The sequence below is a fragment of the Amycolatopsis sp. genome, assembly GCF_025464955.1.
Taxonomy (GTDB): Bacteria; Actinomycetota; Actinomycetes; order Mycobacteriales; family Pseudonocardiaceae; genus Amycolatopsis.
This window is the reverse complement of the sequence record NZ_JAODNM010000176.1, coordinates 14,163-33,193: the sequence shown is the minus strand read 5'-3', so window position 1 is coordinate 33,193 and position 19,031 is coordinate 14,163. Positions and strand designations below refer to the sequence as shown.

11 protein-coding genes are annotated in these 19,031 nt (G+C 67.4%); 5 read left to right on the top strand and 6 right to left on the bottom strand.

The features are described from left to right. Window positions 1-26 precede the first annotated feature (26 nt). From JWQ81_RS44150 to JWQ81_RS44135, 4 genes are all read left to right on the top strand, one after another. The gene (locus tag JWQ81_RS44150; protein ID WP_297551619.1) at window positions 27-6,146 is read left to right on the top strand and encodes a type I polyketide synthase; all 6,120 of its coding nucleotides are present in this window, start codon (window positions 27-29) and stop codon (window positions 6,144-6,146) included. Between the two features lie 48 nt (window positions 6,147-6,194). Further along, on the top strand, window positions 6,195-7,385 hold the full coding sequence (locus JWQ81_RS44145; protein WP_297551618.1) for a cytochrome P450: 1,191 nt from the start codon (window positions 6,195-6,197) through the stop codon (window positions 7,383-7,385). A 24-nt stretch (window positions 7,386-7,409) separates the two neighbouring features. Then, window positions 7,410-8,207, top strand: a complete 798-nt coding sequence (locus JWQ81_RS44140) for a glucose 1-dehydrogenase (RefSeq protein ID WP_297551617.1) — start codon at window positions 7,410-7,412, stop codon at window positions 8,205-8,207. Between the two features lie 72 nt (window positions 8,208-8,279). Then, complete coding sequence (locus tag JWQ81_RS44135; protein WP_297551616.1) at window positions 8,280-9,134, top strand: methyltransferase domain-containing protein; 855 nt, start codon at window positions 8,280-8,282, stop codon at window positions 9,132-9,134. Window positions 9,135-9,366: 232 nt separating this feature from the next. Here JWQ81_RS44135 and JWQ81_RS44130 read toward each other — a convergent pair whose 3' ends face one another. The 3 genes from JWQ81_RS44130 to JWQ81_RS44120 are packed head-to-tail and all read right to left on the bottom strand — an operon-like array spanning window position 9,367 to window position 12,177. Beyond that, window positions 9,367-9,564 (bottom strand): ferredoxin, encoded by a 198-nt coding sequence (locus JWQ81_RS44130; protein ID WP_297551615.1) that lies wholly within the window; start codon window positions 9,562-9,564, stop codon window positions 9,367-9,369. 23 nt (window positions 9,565-9,587) lie between these two features. Continuing rightward, a complete protein-coding gene (locus JWQ81_RS44125; RefSeq protein WP_297551614.1) occupies window positions 9,588-10,763 on the bottom strand; it encodes a cytochrome P450 in 1,176 nt (391 codons plus the stop codon). Between the two features lie 28 nt (window positions 10,764-10,791). After that, window positions 10,792-12,177, bottom strand: coding sequence for a glycosyltransferase (locus JWQ81_RS44120; protein WP_297551613.1), 1,386 nt, complete (start codon window positions 12,175-12,177; stop codon window positions 10,792-10,794). A 97-nt stretch (window positions 12,178-12,274) separates the two neighbouring features. On the opposite strand from JWQ81_RS44120, the gene JWQ81_RS44115 reads away from it, so the two are divergent. Further along, window positions 12,275-14,965, top strand: coding sequence for a LuxR family transcriptional regulator (locus JWQ81_RS44115; protein ID WP_297551612.1), 2,691 nt, complete (start codon window positions 12,275-12,277; stop codon window positions 14,963-14,965). Between the two features lie 60 nt (window positions 14,966-15,025). Here JWQ81_RS44115 and JWQ81_RS44110 read toward each other — a convergent pair whose 3' ends face one another. From JWQ81_RS44110 to JWQ81_RS44100, 3 genes are read right to left on the bottom strand one after another with little or no spacing between them, the layout of a single operon-like run. Further along, window positions 15,026-16,675 carry a bifunctional 3-(3-hydroxy-phenyl)propionate/3-hydroxycinnamic acid hydroxylase gene (locus tag JWQ81_RS44110; RefSeq protein WP_297551611.1) on the bottom strand — a complete coding sequence of 550 codons (1,650 nt, stop codon included), beginning with the start codon at window positions 16,673-16,675 and terminating at the stop codon, window positions 15,026-15,028. A gap of 16 nt (window positions 16,676-16,691) precedes the next feature. After that, a complete protein-coding gene (locus JWQ81_RS44105) occupies window positions 16,692-17,900 on the bottom strand; it encodes a 3-deoxy-7-phosphoheptulonate synthase (RefSeq protein WP_297551610.1) in 1,209 nt (402 codons plus the stop codon). 22 nt (window positions 17,901-17,922) lie between these two features. Continuing rightward, entirely contained in the window at window positions 17,923-18,963 is a 1,041-nt protein-coding gene (locus JWQ81_RS44100) for an FkbO/Hyg5 family chorismatase (RefSeq protein ID WP_297551609.1), read from the bottom strand. Window positions 18,964-19,031 lie beyond the last annotated feature (68 nt).

Here is a 19,031-nt window from a genome sequence, read left to right as displayed (position 1 = left end):
CGACGCTGACAGGAAGGTCTACTGACGTGCCGAACGAAGAGAAACTCGTCGAATACCTGAAGTGGGTCACGGCGGATCTGCACCAGACGCGGCAGCGGCTGGAAGAGGTCGAGGCCGGGGCACACGAACCTGTCGCGATCATCGGTATCGCCTGCCGGTTCCCCGGCGGGGTGCGCTCACCCGAGGGCCTGTGGGAGCTCGTCACGTCCGACGAGGACGCGATCTCGGCGTTCCCCACCGACCGCGGCTGGGACCTGAGCGTGCTCGCCGGCGACGACCACGGACACAGCGCCACCCTGCAGGGCGGGTTCCTCTACGACGCGGGGGAGTTCGACCCCGGCTTCTTCGGCATCTCCCCGCGTGAGGCACTCGCGATGGATCCGCAGCAGCGGCTGCTGCTGGAGACTTCGTGGGAAGTGGTCGAGCGGGCCGGGATCGACCCGAATTCATTGCGTGGAAGCAAAACCGGCGTGTTCGTCGGCACCAACGGGCAGGACTACGGTCACGTCCTGCTCGCCTCGAGGGAAGACGTCGAGGGGCACGCGGGCATGGGCACCGCGGCCAGCGTCATCTCGGGCCGGTTGTCGTACACGTTCGGATTGGAAGGCCCGGCCGTCACCATCGACACCGCGTGCTCGTCTTCGCTGGTGGCCATGCATCTGGCCGGGCAGGCGCTGCGTGGCGGGGAATGCACGCTCGCGCTGGCCGGTGGTGTGACGGTGATGAGCACCGCGTCGAACTTCGCCGGCTTCACCCGGCAGGGCGGGCTGGCACCGGACGGCCGGTGCAAGGCGTTCTCCGACACCGCCGACGGCACCGGGTGGTCGGAAGGCATCGGCGTGCTGCTGCTGGAGAAGCTGTCCGACGCGCAGCGGAACGGGCACCAGGTTCTCGCGGTGATCCGCGGCAGCGCGGTCAATCAGGACGGCGCCAGCAACGGCCTTTCCGCGCCCAACGGCCCGGCACAGGTCCAGGTGATCAGGGCCGCGCTCGCCAGCGCGGGGCTGTCACCGTCCGATGTGGACGCCGTCGAGGCGCACGGCACCGGCACGGTACTCGGCGACCCGATTGAGGCTCAGGCACTGCTGACCGCCTACGGGCAGGACCGTGAGCGGCCGCTGCTGCTGGGCGCGGTCAAGAGCCACCTCGGCCACACTCAGGCCGCGGCAGGCGTCGCCGGCGTGATCAAGATGGTGCAGGCGCTGCGGAACGAGACCCTGCCGCGCACACTGCACGTCACCAAGCCCTCGTCACATGTGGACTGGTCCGCGGGCGCCGTCGAACTGCTCACCGAGCCGGTCGACTGGCCGTCGACCGAACGGCCGCGTCGCGCCGGGATCTCGTCGTTCGGGGTCAGCGGCACCAACGCGCACGTGATCCTGGAGCAGGCGCCGCCCGCGGAACCGGCCGCCGAGCAGGTTGCCATGCGGACACCGACGGTCGTGCCCTGGTTGGTGTCGGGCAAGACCGAGGCGGCCTTGGACGGACAGGTCCGCCTGCTGCGGTCGTTCGCCGACGACCACCCCAAGCTCGACACCGTCGATGTCGGCTACTCGCTGGTGAACTCGCGGTCGGTGTTCTCCCACCGCGCGGTGCTCGCGGCCACCGGCGAAGGCATCACCGAACTGGCCAGGGCAGTGGCGGCCAGGCGGTCGACGGCGGTGCTGTTCTCCGGACAGGGATCGCAGCGGATCGGCATGGGCCATGAGCTGTACTCGCGGTTCCCCGTGTTCACCGAGGCGCTCGACGCAGTTTTCGAGCACCTGGATCCGTTGTTGGAGCGCCCGCTGCGCGAGGTGATGTGGGGCCAGGACCAGGACCGTCTGAGCGAGACCGAATGGGCCCAACCGGCGCTGTTCGCCGTCGAGGTGGCGCTGTACCGCCTCGCCGAATCGTGGGGCATCAAGCCGGACTACCTGCTCGGGCACTCCATCGGCGAGATCTCCGCCGCGCATGTCGCCGGAGCCTTCTCACTGGCGGACGGCTGCGCGCTGGTCGCCGCCAGGGCGCGGCTGATGCAGGCACTCTCGGCAGAAGGCGCGATGATGGCCGTCCAGGCCACCGAGGACGAGGTCCGGTCGCTGCTGGCGGGTCACGAGGACCAGGTGTCGATCGCCGCGGTCAACGGGCCGGAGTCGGTCGTGGTCAGCGGCGTCGAGGACATCGTGGTGGAGATCGCCGCCCGGTTCGCCGGGCAGGGCCGCAAAACCACTCGCCTCGCCGTGTCGCACGCGTTCCACTCGCCGTTGATGGACCCGATGCTCGACGACTTCCGCGGCGTGGTCGAGGATGTCTCGTTCGCCTCGCCGCACACCCCGATCGTGTCGAACCTTACCGGTGAACTGGTCACCGCCGAGCAGCTCAGCTCCCCGGAGTACTGGGTGCGGCACCTGCGCGAGACCGTCCGCTTCGCCGATGGGGTGGCGGCCCTCGTCTCCGAGGGTGTTTCGGCGTTCCTGGAGCTGGGGCCGGACGGGACGCTGTCGGCGCTCGCCGCTCACTCGGTGCCGCCGGCCGCCGTGCTGGTTCCGTTGCTGCGCAAAGACAAGCCGGAAGAGACCGCGGTGGTCACCGCGTTGGCCAAGCTGCACGCGTCCGGGGTGCGGCTGGACTGGTCCGGCTGGTTCGCGGGCACCGGCGGCCGTTCGGTGGACCTGCCGACCTACGCCTTCGACCGACAGCGGTTCTGGCCCAACGGGTCGATGGCGGCGCTCGGCGGTGACGTGTCGAATCTGGGCCTGGCCTCGGCGGAGCATCCGCTGCTGGGCGCGGCGATGACCATGGCCGGTTCCGACGAGCTGGTGCTGACGGGCAGCCTGTCGCTGCGAACGCACCCGTGGCTGGCCGATCACCTGGTCGGCGGCTCGGTGCTGTTCCCCGGCACCGGTTTCCTCGAACTCACGATCCGCGCGGGCGACCTCGTCGGCTGTGACCGGGTCGAAGGCCTGACGCTGATGGTTCCGCTGGTGCTGCCGGCGCAGGGTGCCGTCGCGGTACAGGTGCGGGTCGGCGACGGAGGTGAGTCCGGCCGCCGCACGGTCCGCGTGTACTCCCGGTCCGCCGACGCGGCCACCCAGGAGTGGACGCTGCACGCCACCGGCGAACTGGTCACGGGTGCGCTGGTGACGGTGTTCGACACCGCACAGTGGCCGCCGGCCGGTGCCGAGCCGGTGAATCTCGACGGCTTCTACGAGCAGCTCGCCGAGCACGCCAAACTCGCCTACGGGCCGGTGTTCCAGGGCGTGCGCGGAGTCTGGCGGCGTGACGGCGAGGTTTTCGCCGAAGTCGCTTTGCCGGAACAAGTTTCGGACGCGCGCGAGTTCGGGTTGCACCCGGCGCTGCTCGACGCGGCGCTGCACCCGATCGTCTTCCTCGGTGAGGAAAGCAAGGGCCTGCCGTTCGACTGGAGCGGAGTTTCGCTGCACGCCTCGGGCGCGTCGGTCCTGCGGGTCAGGTTGACCGCAGGTGCCGGGGGCGCGGTGCGGGTGACCGCTGTCGACGCCTCGGGCGCGCCGGTGATCTCCGTAGAGTCGCTGGAGTTGCGCACCACGTCCGCGAAACATGCCGCCGCCCGAGGCGGCGCCGCGCGGAACGCGGCCTTCCGCGTCGACTGGGTGGAGACCGCCGTCGAGGTGGCCGCGGTGCCCGACGCCCGGTGGGGGATCATCGGCACCGACGAATTCGATCTCAGCTTCAAGATCTACTCTGCCGGGCAGGCCGTCACGGCTTACGGTGACTCGCTCGGCGGAGCGATGGTGGACGGCGGCGTCGTGCCGGATGTGTTCCTGGTGCCGCTGGTCGGCGACCCGGCCGCCGGAGTGCCGAAGTCGGCGCACGAACTGACGGCCCGTGCGCTCGCGGTCGTCCAGGAAAGCCTGGCGGACCAGCGTTTCGCGAACTCCAAGGTCGTGTTCGTCACCGGCCGCGCGGTGGCGCTCGCGGGCGAGGACACCGTCGACGTCGCCGGAGCGGCGGCCGCCGGCCTCGTGCGCTCCGCCCAGTCGGAGAACCCAGGGCGGTTCCTGCTGGTGGACATCGAGGGCTCCGAACACTCGGTCGCGCTGCTGCCCAGCCTTGTCTCCTGGGACGAGCCGCAGGTGGTCGTGCGCGAGGGAGTCGCCAGCGTGCCGCGCCTGGCGCCGATGACCGGCGAGCAGCCGGAACCGCGTTCCTGGGACGCTGAAGGCACAGTGCTGATCACCGGTGGCACGGGCGGTCTCGGTGCGGACCTGGCCCGGCACCTGGTGACCGAGGCCGGCGTCCGGCACCTGCTGCTGGCCAGTCGCCGTGGTGAGGACGCGCCGGGAGCGGCCGACCTGCGAGCCGAGCTGACCGGGCACGGCGCCGAAGTGACGATCGCGGCATGCGACGTCTCCGAGCCGGGCGCGGTGACCTTCCTACTGGCGGGCATTCCCGGCGCGCACCCGCTGACGGCGGTCGTCCATACGGCGGGCGTCCTGGACGACGGACTCGTGGTGTCGCTGACGCCCGAACGCGTGGACACGGTGTTGCGCCCGAAGGCGGACGCGGCGTGGTACCTGCACGAAGCCACGCGTGAGCTGGACCTGGCCGTGTTCGCCCTGTATTCGTCAGTGGCCGGCGTCATGGGCGGTGCGGGGCAGGGCAACTACGCCGCGGCGAACTCGTTCCTGGACTCGTTGGCGGAGCTTCGCCACGGCCAAGGGCTGGCGGCCACTTCGATCGCATGGGGTCCATGGGAGCCCTCCAGCGGCATGACCGGTGAGCTGAGCGCGGCCGCGTTGGAACGCATTGCGCGGTCAGGTTTCCCGGCGCTGTCGTCCGCGCAGGGCGTGGCCCTGTTCGACGCCGCGATCGCCGGGAACCAGGCCCAGGTCGTCGCGCTCAACCTCAGCGCGGCGGGGTCGAAGGCAGCCTCGCAAGGGCAGGTCCCGCCGCTGCTGCGGGGTCTGGTCGCCGCCACCGCGCGTCCGGTGGTGCGCGCGGACCGGTCCGCGGTCACGCTGCAAGACCGTCTGCGCGGACTGGACGACGCCGCGAAGGAAAGCCTGCTGCTGGACCTCGTGGTGGACTACGCCGCCACCCTGCTCGGTCACACCGACGCCAGCGCGGTCGATCCCGAACGAGACTTCCTCGAGCTCGGGTTCGACTCGTTGATCGCCGTCGAGCTGCGCAACCAGCTGTCCGAAGCGCTGGGTATGCGGCTGCCGACTTCGGTGGTCTTCGACAGCCGCACCCCGGCGCAGTTCGTGAGGTGGCTGCTCACCGAGTTGCCGAACCAAGCTGGGCCGGGCGCGCTGCCGACTTCCGAAGCGGCTCGCGGCAACGGCGACACCGTGTACGAGCTGTTCATGAAGGCGGTAAGCGAAGGTAACGCGCTCGCGGGCCTGCGCCTGCTGTCAGCGGTGGCGGACCTGCGGCCGAGTTTCGAGACACCGGCCGAGCTAGAAGAGCTTCCCGTGGCCGTCACGCTGGCCGAAGGCCCGCGCAAGCCCCGGCTGATCTGCATCAGTTCCCCCGGCGCGAGTGCGGGTGTGCACCTGTACGCCCGGATGGCGGCGCACCTGCGCGGCAAGCGGCACGTGTCCGCGCTGCCGCTCGTCGGCTTCGCACCGGGCGAAAGCCTGCCCGCTACAACGGAAGCCGCGGGCCGGGTGGTCGCCGAAAGCGTCCTGCACGCGTCGGACGGCGAGCCGTTCGTGCTCGTCGGGCACTCCTCGGGCGGCACGCTCGCCTACTTCGCCGCCGGGATCCTGGAGCAGACGTGGGGCATCCGGCCGGAGGCGGTCATCATGCTCGACACCCTGAGCCTGCGCTACGACAACAGCGAGGGCATCAACTTCGACGCGACCTCGAACAACTACTTCACCAGCATGGATTCGCCGGCGGTGAGCATGAACAGCGCGCGGTTGTCGGCGATGGCCCACTGGTTCGTCAAGATGACCGGTATCGGGGACGAACCCACCGTGCCGAAGCTGATGATCCGCTGCGCGCGCGAGATCGACGGCACCGACTTCGAAACCTCGTCGGGCATCACCGTGGCGGTGCCCGCCGACGAGATCCGCGAGATCCAGACCAGCCACATGGCCATGGTCATGGAGGACTCGGCCCTGACCGCGCAGCTGATCGACGAATGGCTGACCGAACTCGCCGCCGTACGTACGTGACCACTCATCCCCGCGCCTCATCCCTGCGACTCAAGGAGTGTGCCTCCCATGTCCACCGCTTATGACGAACCGCCTCTGGTGGGCCTCGACCAGCCGTCGATCATGGCCTTCAGTCAGCTACGCCTCGACCTGCAGGCCAAGGCGGGGGTGTGCCGCATCCGCACACCCGCGGGCGACGAGGCCTGGCTGGTGACCCGGCACGCCGAGGTCAAGGCGTTGCTGCAGGACAACCGGCTCGGCCGGTCGCACGAGGACCCGGCGACCGCGCCCAGGTACCTCAACAACCCGATGCTGGACATGCTGATCACCGACGCGCCGCCGGAGATCGAACTCCGGGAGCACTTGAAGAAACGCACGCTGTACACGGGCAGTTTCGCGGCCAGGCGGGTGCTCGACCAGCGCGCCAGGGTCCAGGCGATCGGCGAAGCGATGATCGACGCGATCATCGCCAAGGGGCAGCCTGGCGACCTGCATGAGGACTGGGCGATGCCGTTCTCCCAGCAGGCGCTCTGCGACATGATGGGCGTGCCCGTCGAGGACAGGTCACAGCTGCTGGCGATGATGGATCGCGTCGGGGACACCACCAACAGCGAGGATGCCTACAGCGGCATGGAGGGCCTGTTCGCCTTCGCCGCCGGGATCACCGCCAAGATCCGGGAACAGCCCGACGACAACGTCGTGTCGCGGTTCGTCGAGAGTGGACTGACCGACGCCGAGATCGGCATCCACATCGTCGCGCTGCTGTTCACCGGTCTGTCCGGGCTCGCCAGCCACGTCGACTACGGCATCCTGCTGTTCCTGCGGAACCCGGACCAGCGGGAGAAGGCGATGGCGGACCCGGAGGTCATGGCCCGCGCCGTTGACGAGGTGCTCCGCGCCACCATCGGCAGCCCGGTACTGCCGCGTTATGCCCACGAGGACATCGAGGTCGGCGGCGTGACCATCCGGAAGGGTGAGCTCGTCATGATCGACTTCTCGCTGGCGAACTACGACCCTCGCGTGTTCGACGAGCCGAACCGGTTCGACGTCGATCGATCCCCCAACCCACACTTCACCTTCAGCCACGGCCTTCGACACTGCACCGGCGCACCGCTGGTCCGGATCGTCCTGCAGGTGGCATACACGACCCTGTTCACCCGCCTGCCCAACCTGCGTCTTGCCGTCCCCGACGACCAGCTGCACGCCCACCCGGGCGGCCGCCTCGCCGGCGGTCTCGCCGAACTCCCCGTCACCTGGTAGCCGGCCGAATGCATGGAGGACTTGATGCCCGTTGACAATATCCACCCCAAAGCCATCGAGTTCGATGCCCAGCGGCTCGCCGGAAAGCGGACGCTGGTCGTGGGTGCGTCCAGCGGCATCGGCGCCGCCGCGGTCCGCCGCTTCGCCCTCGAAGGCGCGACGGTGGTCGCCGCGGCAAGGCGCGAGGAACAGCTCAGTGACCTGTGTGGCGAGGTCGACGCGGCGGGCGGCAAGGTGTCGTACGTCGTGTGCGACGTCAGGGACGAAGACTCTGTAGCCGATCTCGTCTCGGTCACCGTCGACCGGCTCGGTGGGCTGGACAGCGCCTTCAACGCCCACGGCGTCGGCGGGACGCTCAAGCCGATACACGAGGTCAGCGTCGACGAGTTCGACGAGACCGTCGCGGTGAACCTGCGCGGCACGTTCCTCGCCATGAAATACCAGATCGACGCGATGCGCCGCAACGGCGGCGGCTCGATCGTCAACACCTCGTCCATCGCCGGCCTGGTGGCCTCGCCCCAACTACCGGACTACGGCGCGACCAAGTGGGGACTCGCCAGTCTGACCAAGAGCGCCGCCATCGCCTACGCCCCGGACAACATCCGCGTCAACGCCATCGCGCCGGGGGCGACTTCCACCGAGATGCTGGCGAAATTGCTGCCCACCGAAGAGATCTTACGGCATGTCGCGTCGGCCTCCCCGCTCAACTTCGTGGCCCTGCCGGACGACATGGCCAGGGTCGCGCTGTTTCTGCTCTCCGAGGAAGCCCGCTGGATCACCGGGGTGGTGCTGCCGGTCGACGGTGGGGCGTCGGCGGACTGAAAAGACACGTGTGTGTGTACCGGTTGGAAATGATGGCGACTTCTGCGAGTCGTCTGGACTGAGGAGCTGGTTATGTCGGGAAAGTCGATTGTTACCGCAATTCCTGAAGAGGTTGGCCGACTGTATGACCGTTTTGGGGAAGAGTGCCTCGACCTGGGCGCTGCTGAGGAAGCGTCCAACTTCGGCTTCGGCGAACATCTGCATTTCGGCTACTGGGAAACGCCAGACGAGGACATTTCTCTTGATATCGCGGCTATCCGCCTCACCGATATGGTGATCGATCGACTGAAAGTCGACCACACGCACCACGTACTGGACATCGGCTGTGGAGTCGGTGGGCCCGCGCTACGGATGGCGCGTCGTACCGGTGCGCGCGTCACCGGGATCTCCGTCAGTCAGGACCAGATCACCGAAGCAGTGGCAGTCGGGGAGTCCGGCGACCTCGCCGGTCGAGTCGATTTCCGTCTCGCGGACGCGCTGGATCTCCCTTTTCCGGACGATTCCTTCGATGCCGCCTTTGCGCTCGAATCGGTGATTCACATGCCTGACCGGCGACGGGTTCTCCAGGAGATCAGTCGCGTCCTTCGTCCAGGGGGTAGGCTGGTGCTGACGGACTTCTTCGAACGTGCCCCCATTCCAGCCGTCAAACTTCCCGTCGTGAAGCGGCTTCTCGAGGGTTCGATGATGACCACCGTCAAGGTGGAGAACTACCCGCCCATGCTTCGTGACGTTGGATTCATGTTCGAAGAGATCGTCGATATCAGCGCGCACACGACTCGTCGGACCTTCATGGAGATGTCGAAGGTGTGGACGCGGGCGAATCCGGATTTTGATCTGGAAGATGTGAACACACTGCCGGACCCGTGCCCCGGAATGGTGGACGTGGAAGGGTTCGGATATCTACTGCTTGTGGCCCGACGAACATGAGCGTCCTCGATAGCACATGGCCTCGGCGCACGGTCATGAAGGGGCCAGCAGGAGCGCTGATCACCGCAATCTAATCCTGCCTTCTTTGAACTCTATTCACAGGTGTTGATCACCTGAAGATACGACAACGGCCCCGATTCGGTAAGATCGTTTTCCTCTCGCGGAAAACGATCTTACCGGCGGGGCCGTTGGGATACCGGTACCGACTCGGCTGGTAACTCGTTCGGCGTGCTCAGCCCTCGTGGACGGTGATGGTCTGGGAGGGGCAGATCCGTCCGGCCAGCCGGGCCGATTCGGCCAGCGGTCCTGCCGGGTGGTCGGCTATGACCACGACGAACCCGTGCTCGTCCTGGTCGAAGACCTCCGGCGAGGACAGCACGCACTGCCCCGCCCCGATGCAGCGGTCGGTGTCGATGCTGATGCGAACCATGAATGTCTCCTGAGCTGAAGCCGTCACCAGCGGACGGGCAGGGCGTGCAGTCCGAACAGCACGCCGTCGTACTTGAAGGGCAGTTCCTCGATCGGCTGCGCGATCTCCAGTGTCGGGATCCGGTCGAACAGTGTCCGGTAGGCGAGTTCCATCTCCACCCGGACCAGGTTCTGTCCGAGGCACTGGTGCACGCCGTAGCCGAACGCGACGTGGTGGCGCGCGGACCGGCTCGGGTCGAACTGGGCGGGACAGCCGAAGGCCGCCTCGTCGTGGTTGGCCGAGGCGACGAGCGGCACGATGCCCTCGCCGGCCTTGATCAGCTGTCCGCCGATCTCGACGTCCTCAACCGCCACCCGCAACGCGACGATGTCGGCGACCGAGTGCAGCCGCAGCAGCTCCTCGACGACGCGGTCGTCACCGATCCATTGCGGGTTCATCAGCAACGTCACCGCACCGAGCGCGATGTTGTTCGCCGTCGTCTCGTGTCCGGCGATGAGCAGCAGCATCGCCACGCCGGACAGCTCCTGAAGCGACATCGTCTCGCTGGCGATCAGCCTGCTGATGAGGTCGTCGCCGGGGCGCTTGGTCCTGATGGTGATGAGCCGGTTGAGGTAGCGCAGGACGTGCTCGCTGGCCTTGTCGCGTTCCGCGTCGGTCGAGCTGATCGTCACCAGCACCCGGGTCTTGGACTCGAAGAAGTCCCGGTCCGCGTTCGGCACCCCCAGCAGGGTCGAGATCACCAGCGACGGCACCGAGAGCGCGAAGTCGGCGACGAGGTCCGCGGTGTTGCCCTTGGCGAGCATCGCGTCGATGCTCCGGTCGACGACCGCCTGGATCGCGGGCCGCATCTCCCGGACGCGGCGCACGGTGAACTCCGGGATGAGTGCCTTGCGGAACCGGCCGTGCTCGGGCGAGTCCAGCGACACGAACCAGCCGGGCACCTCGTCCGCGGACGGCACGCCGCCGGTCTTGGCCGGGCGGGGAAAGCCCTCGTGGTTGGGATTGGAGCTGATGTGCGGGCTGGTGAGGACGGCGCGAACGTCCTCGTGCCTGGTCACCAGCCAGACGGGAACACCGGTCGGCAGCTTCGCCCTGACCAGACCCTCCCGCTGGCGCAACTCCGCGTATTCGGGCGGCGGAAAGGGTTTCCCCGGCCCCCGCAGCAGGAACGGGATCACGTCCTCTTCGGCGATCGACATATCCGAGCCCTCCACGTGCTGTAGTCGGTCAGTCGTTCGCCAGTGCGGGGAGGCCGGCGATCAGGTCGGCCGCCTTCTTCCTGCCGCCTGCCGCGCGCTGGATTTCGGCGAAGCGTTCGGCGTTCTCCTTGAAGGATCCGTCTTCGAGGACCCTCGTGAGCTTGTCGACCACGTCGTCCGGGTCGAACGTGCGCGGCCGCGACAGCGTCAGGCTGACACCGAAGTCCTGGCCGCGGACGGCCTGGTCGTAGCAGTCCACCCACAGCGGCCGCATTACCATCGGCTTACCGAAATAGAGGCTCTCGTGATAGGCGTTGCCCCCGCCGTGCGTGAAGAAGACGTTGACGTTCGGATGCGCCAGCACGTCCAGTTGCGAGGGTACCCAGCTCTCGATACGCAGGTTGTCCGGGAGATCTTCCTTCGCGGGCAACCACTTCTGCTGTTCCTCTGGCAGCTTCCACAGGATCTGGTAGCGGCCCGCCAGCCTTCGGGCGACCTCGACGAGCGTACCGACCTCTGCCGCGGTCAGCCGCGTGATCGTGCCGAATCCCATGTATATGACGGAGTCCTGGGCGTCGAGCCAGTCGCCGAGCTCGCCGGGCGGCGCCTGCGGCAGCGGTGGCACCATCGCCCCGACCGTGCGGAACATGTCGGGAATGGTGAACGGGTAGTCCAGCTCGGGAACCGAGTACGACAGCACGATCTCGGCGGCCTCGACGCGTGTCATCTGGCCGACGGCAGCGGGATCGATACCCAGTTCGTTGCGGACCTCGGCGTCCTCCGCGTTGCGCTGTTTCATCGTGGACGACAGGAACAGGCTCAGCATGCGCCACCGGAACAGTCGATTGGCCAGCCTCTGGACAAAGCTCATGTTCGCCGAGAATCCGGTGTGTGGCACGGGGAAGCCGGCCGGGGTGTAGGACTTGCCGATCGGCACCAATGACGTCACCGCGTTGCTCGGCACAAACGGATTGCTCAGCACGTAAGGGATCTTCTTGGTGATCGCCAACTGGAACCCGTACTGGCACATGCTTTCGACGACCATCAGCGAGGGCCGGATCTTGTCGACGGCCTCCTCGAGCTTCTGGTATTTCGCCATCTGCAGCCTCGGCACGAAGGTCTTCTCGATGACGGCCTTGCGCGCCTTGAACCGCGACCGCTGCGTCACCTTCTGGTAGGTCTCGTCGTCCCAGGTCACCGAGGACAGGTCGGAGATCACCTCACCCAGTGAGAAGAACTGGACCGGCGTACCCGCGTCGATGGCCTCCACGTCCGCCCGCCGGTTCTCGTCGGTCGCGAACCACAGGTTCTCGAATCCCCGGCGGGACAGCTCCTCGGCCAGGACCAGCATCGGGTTCAGCAGTCCGCTCTCGGGGAGGCTCACGAACAGGATCGGCCCCTGACTTGAGTTCATGTAGGCCATCCTTCGCTGGAAACTCAGGAAGAATCCTAGTTTTCGGCTCCTAGACTTCAGACCGGGGCAGGCGATCGACGGTGGAGGTTCGGCGAGCATGACGTCCGCGTTGACTGAGCGTGAGGAGCAGTGGGCCGACCTCGAGAAGTTCGCCGCCGAGGCCCAGGCAGGGCGGGGGCGCGTCGCGCTGGCCAGCGGTCCGGTTGCGAGCGGAAAGACCGCACTGTTACACGTCTTCGGCGAGCACGCCACGCAGTCCGGCTTCATCGCACTCAGGTCGACCTGCGCCGCCGCGGAGCGCTCGTTGCCGTTCGGTATGGTGCGCCAACTGTTCGGCGCCGGGGACTTCCCAGCGGTCGACCTCCCAGCGGTCGACCTCGACGCCGACGATGCCGCGCGCGCCCTCACTGTGTACTCTCTGTGCCAGTCGTTGCTGGAACTGGCCAGGGACAACCCCGTACTGATCGGCATCGACGACGTACAGCACGCCGACCAGCCTTCGCTCGACTGGCTGCTGTCGTTCATCCGCAGGGCCGGCTCGGCGAAGGTGCTCGTCGTGCTTACCGAGACGGCCACGTCTCGGCCGGCACATTCCCCGCTCCACACGGAACTTCTGCGTCACCCACACTGCCGCCGCATCCAGTTGGCGCCGCTGAGTGAGTCGAGCGTCACGACGCTGTTCGGCGGCGCGGCGTCGGCGTACGAGATCAGCGGCGGGAACCCGTTGCTGGTGCGGGCTCTGCTCGAGGACAAGGCGGGCGGTTCCCAGATCGTTCCCGGCTCGAACTTCCGCCAGGCGCTGCTGAGCTGCCTGCACCGCTGTGAACCGAATGTGCTGCGCGTGGCCCGCGCGCTGGCTGTGCTCGGCGAGGTCACGGTCGGTGACCTGATCGAGTCCGACAGCGAGGCGGTCACTTCGGCGATCGACGTGATGAACGCCGCGGGACTGCTCGACGACGAGGGCGGGTTCCGGCATCCGGCGGCGCGGTCGGCCGTGCTCGACGACATGTCTTCGCCTGACCGGCGCGCGCTCTGTCTCCGGGCTGCGGGATTGCTGCACGACAAGGGTGCGCCGGCCGCGGACATCGCGCCGTTTCTCGTGGACGCCGACGACACGGCGAACGCGTGGACAGGCGCGGTGCTGGCCGAAGCGGCCGAGCACGCCTTACGTGGCGAGCGGATCGACGAGGCCGTGCGCTACCTGGAACTCGCCGGCCGCGCCGCCGTTGACGACGACGATCGGGCCGCCATCGTGGCCAAGCTCGCCCGGGTCGAGTGGCGGGTGAAGCCCTCCGCGGCCGTCCGCCATTTCCCGGTGCTGACCAAGGCGATGGCGGCCGGCCACCTCGGCGACCGGGACGCGACGGCGCTCGTCAGGCAGCTGCTGTGGCACGGCCGTGTCGTCGACGCCGTCTCCGTACTTGACGAGGTGCGCTCGGACCAGGAACCGCAGCTGTCGACGGTGGCCGACCGGCGGGCCACCGAACTCTGGCTGGCGTGCACGCACCCGCCGCTGGCTCGCCGGGGAGCAATGCCGCTCGAATCGGTGAAACACGAGGTCGGATTGGGCAACCCGACAGCGGGGCCGTGGTTCAAGTCGACGGCGGCTCTGGTCAACGTGCTCAGCTACGGCTCGCAGGAGCAGGCGGTCACCGACGCAGAACACGTGCTGCAGGCGGCCCGGCCCAGCGACAGCATGTCGTGGGGCCCGGAGTCGGCGATGCAGGCGTTGCTGGTGCTGGTCTACGCCGACCGGCTGGACCTCGCGCGGTCGTGGAGCGAGCTGCTGCTCGAACAGGCGCGGACGGCGGTCAGCAAGGCGCTGTTCACCAGCGTGCGGGCTGAAGTCGCGCTGCGGCAAGGCGACCTGGCGGCCGCGTTCGAGGACGCACGAACCGCAGTCACCCTGCTGCCGCCGACGAGCTGGGGCGTCGCGGCCGGATTCCCGCTCGGCTGCGCGATCACCGCCGCCACCAGGATGGGCAGGCTCGATGACGCCGTCGCCTGGCTTGAGCAGCCGATCCCCGACACCATGCTGCAGACTCGTTACGGACTCCACTACCTGCACGCGCGGGGCGAGTACTACCTGGCGACCAACCGGGACTACGCCGCGTTGGCCGACTTCTTGTCCTGCGGTGAACTGATGGCGAGCTGGGGCATGGACATGCCGGGTCTGGTGCCGTGGCGGACGAGTGCCGCCGAAGCCTGGCTGCGCAAGGGCGAAAACCGGGCCGAGGTCCGGCGGTTGATCAACGAGCAGCTCGCGAAGGTGGGTCCGGACGGGTCACGGACGCGTGGTGTGGCGTTGCGGCTGCTCGCGGCCACCAGCCAGGTCCACAGCCGTCCGCAACTGCTCGCCGAGGCCGTTGCGATTCTGGAGGGGTGTGGCGACCGGTTCGAGTTGGCCCGTGCGCTCGCGGACCTCAGCCGGGCCTACCGGGCGGTCAGCCAGCACCGTCGCGCGTCGCCGATGGCCCGGCGGGCATGGCAGACAGCGGACGCCTGCGGCGCGGCTGCGTTGTGTGCGGAGCTGCTGCCCCTGTGCACGAACATCGACGTCGTCGAGCAGCGGCACTCCTCCGACAGACTCGCGTCGTTGACCGAGGGGGAGCGGCGGGTCGCCGCCTTCGCCGCCGCGGGCTACACGAACCGGGAAATCGCGGAGAAGCTGTTCATCACGCCCAGCACGATCGAGCAGCACCTGACTCGCGTCTACCGCAAGCTGAACGTGAAGTACCGGAAGGATCTTCCCGCTGAGCTCCATACCTACCGGGCAGCCACGGCGTGACCTGGAAACGCCCCCTTCCGGCTTGGAGGGGGGCGTTTCCAGTGGTGTCTTACGGTTGCCCTACACGGTGAGCTGGGCTTGGAGTTCCTTGACCAGAGTGGAGACGTCAGGACGAGAGCTCGCGGTGCCGAAGAGGTAGAAGTCCGGCCGCACCAGCGCACCCACCTGCTTCGATTTGGTGAGGTAGGGGAGGTACACGCTGTCGATGTCGATGACCTCGTGTTCCTTGATGTGCTTTGGCGGAGTGCGGGCCGGCATCACCCGGACGATATACGCACCGATCTGTTTCAGGAACGCGAGATCGTCCTCGTCGAGCACCAAGTAGGGGTCGAACGCGGTGATGAGGACGAATCCGCGCCCGACGACGTCGTCGAACAGCCCCGTCCGGTCGCCGCGCACCACGCGCCCCTGAGGACAGAGGTCGCCGGCCAGCCGGGCCACCGCGCCTTCGGCGTTGCGGCGCACGATGCCGTCCTCCAGCATGAAGTACGACGGCACAGCCGCGTCGACCTTCGCGGGATCCTTCTGCATCGCGAACATCACCTCGTCCCGCCTCGCCGCGGCGACGGGGTCGAGCTCCGAGATCATCTGGCCGACCTCGATGGACAGGTTGATGGTTCGGCGCACGTGGGTGTCCCGCTCGAGGTGGTAGGCGTCGAGCAACCGGTCGCGGGAAAGGCCGCGCAGCACCAGATCGAGCTTCCACGCCAGGTTCACCGCGTCCCGTACGCCGGAACACATGCCCTGACCGATGAACGGCGGCATGAGATGCGCGGAGTCCCCGGCGAGCAGCAGCCTGCCCTGGCGCCAGGAGTCGGCGATGCTGGCCTTGAACGTGTACACGATGTGCCGGGACAGGTCCGCGTTCTCGGGGGTGACGTCGTACGGCTCGAGCAGCTTCCACATGGTCTCGGCCCGGCTGAGATCCTCGATGGTCTCGCCGGGCAGGCGCATGAACTCCCACCGCCGGTGCCCGCGCCCGCTGGAGACGATGGTCGTCGGCCGCGCGGGATCGCAGATCTGCACATCATTCGGGGTGAACGTGCGCGGTTCGTGGAAGACGACATCGCACAGCAGCCAGTCGTGCTCGAACTGGAGATCGGTGACGGCGACACCCATGCTGTCGCGGACGAAGCTGTTCGCCCCGTCGCAGCCCACCACCCACTGGGCGGTGATCGGGTCGGGGCCGCCGGCCTCGCCGCCGCTGAAGATCTGGACGCGGTCGCCCTTGTCGAGGATCCGCTCGACCTGATGGCCGTAGCGCACTGTCAGGCTGGGCAACGTCTTCGCGTGCGCTCGCAGGGCCGACTCGAAGGTCGGCTGGTGCATCACGGTCGCCTTCGGCCAGCCCAGCCGATCGGGTTCGTACGGCGAGTGCATGCTGAGCAACGTTTCGCCCGCCGCGTTCTGGAAGTCGTATTCGCCGACCGGCTCGCCCAGTTCGCTGAGGTTCTCGGCGAGACCCGCGGCCGCGAAGTTGCGGGCCGTCTCGCCGTCGAAGGCGACGACACGGGGGAACGGGTACTGGTTGACGTAGCGCTCGAGGATGGCAACGCGCCATCCCTGTTGCGCCAGCAGGATGCCCAGGACGAGCCCGACCGGCCCGCAGCCGACGATCGCCACGTCGACGTCGATGTCGATTTCAATGTCCTGAGTGGACTGAGTGGACTGAGCCTGAGTGGGCTGGGAGGGTGCGGTGGGCGTCGGCATCGTTCTCCCGCTGAAGTCAGAAGACCGACTCGATGAACTCGTGCGCTTGTTCCGGGCTCAGCCGGGGATCGCAGAGCGACTCGTAGTGGGCTTCGAGGGCGTTTTCGTCGGCGACCGGTCCGCCGACACACTCGGTGACCTCGGTCGCGGCCACCTCGAGATGCACTCCGCCTGGATGCCGACCGAGGCTGTCGAGTGTGCTTCTGAACTGGACTGCCTCGTCGATCATAGCGTCGAGATATCTGGTCTTTTTCCCAGTTTTCGCGCGCACAGTGTTGCCATGCATGGGATCGCTCAGCCACACGACGGGGTGTCCCGCGCGGTGGACCGCTCGCACGACTGGAGCCAGTGCCTCGGCGACCGCCGAGCGGCCCATCCGGATGATGAGGGTGAGCCTGCCGGGCGTGCGGTCGGGGTCGAGCAGGCCGCACAGCCTGACCACGGTCGCCGGATCGACGGTCGGCCCGACCTTGCAGGCCACGGGATTGCTCACCGATGCCAGCAGTCTGACCTGCGCGTGGTCGAGTTGTCGGGTCCGCTCCCCGATCCACGGGAAGTGGGTGGAGCTGAGATAACGCGCTCCGGTCGTCACGCCGGTGCGCACCTGCGGGCTTTCGTAGTCCATCACCAGTGCTTCGTGGCTCGTCCACGGTCCATTGTGGCCGGGTGTACCGGGGTTCTGCCAATGGGTGCGAAGCCCGTCCAGGACTTCGGCGCTGGCCGCGTGTGCGCGCAGCAGGCGACGTGGATCACAGTGGCGTGCGACGACGTTGGGCTCGGGCGCGTTGACCAGATGGCCGCGGAATACCGGCATTTCCACACCATCGACCACTTCGAGCGAGTTTGAGCGGGGTTTCGCGTACTGGCCGGCCATTCTCCCGAAGCGGACTGTTTCCTGGGCCACCCGCCACGACAGGTGCTCGGCGAGTTCGGTGATGACATCGACCTTCGCCGCCGTCGCCGCCGAACCCGACTCGTCGAAACTTTCGGCGCAGTCACCGACCTGAAGCATTCTCGCCGAGCCGGCGGCCACCTTGGCGATCGCGCGCAGGGCGTCCTCAGTTTCGGATTCGGTCACCAGTGGCGGCGCCACTCGTAGTTCCCGGCGGCACCGGTTGTATTCAGGATGGTGTCGCCAAGCCGGCTGTTCGGTGGCGGGCAGGAAATCCCAGGGGTTTTCCTGGTCGGCGAAATCGATTTCCGTCAGGCTCGTCGCGGGCTGCATGGAAATGTCCTCCAGCTGACTACTAATTGACGATTCCTTCGATCTCCACGAGGAGGTCGGAACGACAGATGTCCACGTTCAGATAGCGGACGTCGGCGGTAGGGGAAAGTGCCTGCTCGCAGATCTCCCGCACCTGGGGAATGTCGTCACGATGGCGGACGTAGACCTTGACGTTGTTCAGGTCGGAAAGGTTGTACCCGTTCGCCAACTCGTACGCCGACAGGTTCGCGGCGTCGACGACCCGGCCGATGTTCTCGAGCGCGAGGTGGGTCTGCTTCTCGATGTCGCGGTGGAAGCGAGTTTCGTGTCCGGTGATGCTCGCGGTCCCGGAGACGTAGACGTGTCCGGCTTGTCCGATGGTGTTCGCGGGGATCAAGTGGGTGGCCCTGGCGAACTTGGGCGACTTGGGGCCGTAGCGCTTGGGGTAGTGGTAGGCAGACATCTGCTGCGGGTTCTCGATCGTGGTGGGCACGCTCGATCGGCAGGTCAGGAAGTAGAATGCGATCCCGCCGCCGAGTGAGCCGATGCCGGTGGCGGCCGGGACCTCGGTCTCGTTGAACTTGAACCGTTCGAATGCGTTTGCCCGGCCAAGGCAGAAGTCGCGGTAGATCTCCAGCCCGTCCGAGTTCGCGTCGTTGATCTGGTTCACGAAGTTCCACATGCGGAAACAGTTGGTGTAGTCGAGCGTGGTGATCAGGTCGAGCGCGGTGACATACGCGGACTCGGTCGCCTTGGCGTATTCCTGAGCCTGCGGGATGCGCCCCGCGCAGAGGAAGTACTCGCCATCGTGGGCGTAGGAGATGCCGTCGTGTTCACCCGATTCCACCGGCCTGGGTGTCGTCCAGAACTCGGCGAATCCGTCGAGGGTCGAGTCCGTCATCTGGAGGCTGAGCACCGGGTGGCCTGAGGAGACCTTGGGGTCGATGGCTTCGGTGGCGTAGTTTATCTGGCCGAGGACGTTGTGTCCGGTGGCGAACTTGGCTGTTTCGCCGAGGTTAACGAAAGAAGAATTGGGCAGATAGCCGAGGCTCTCCGTGTTGCGGACCAACTGTGTCTGATTCATTTTAGGCACCTCTTTCGGTTCCAGGAAAAGAGACTCATGGGGCAGGTCGACGACACACGGGAACCGGT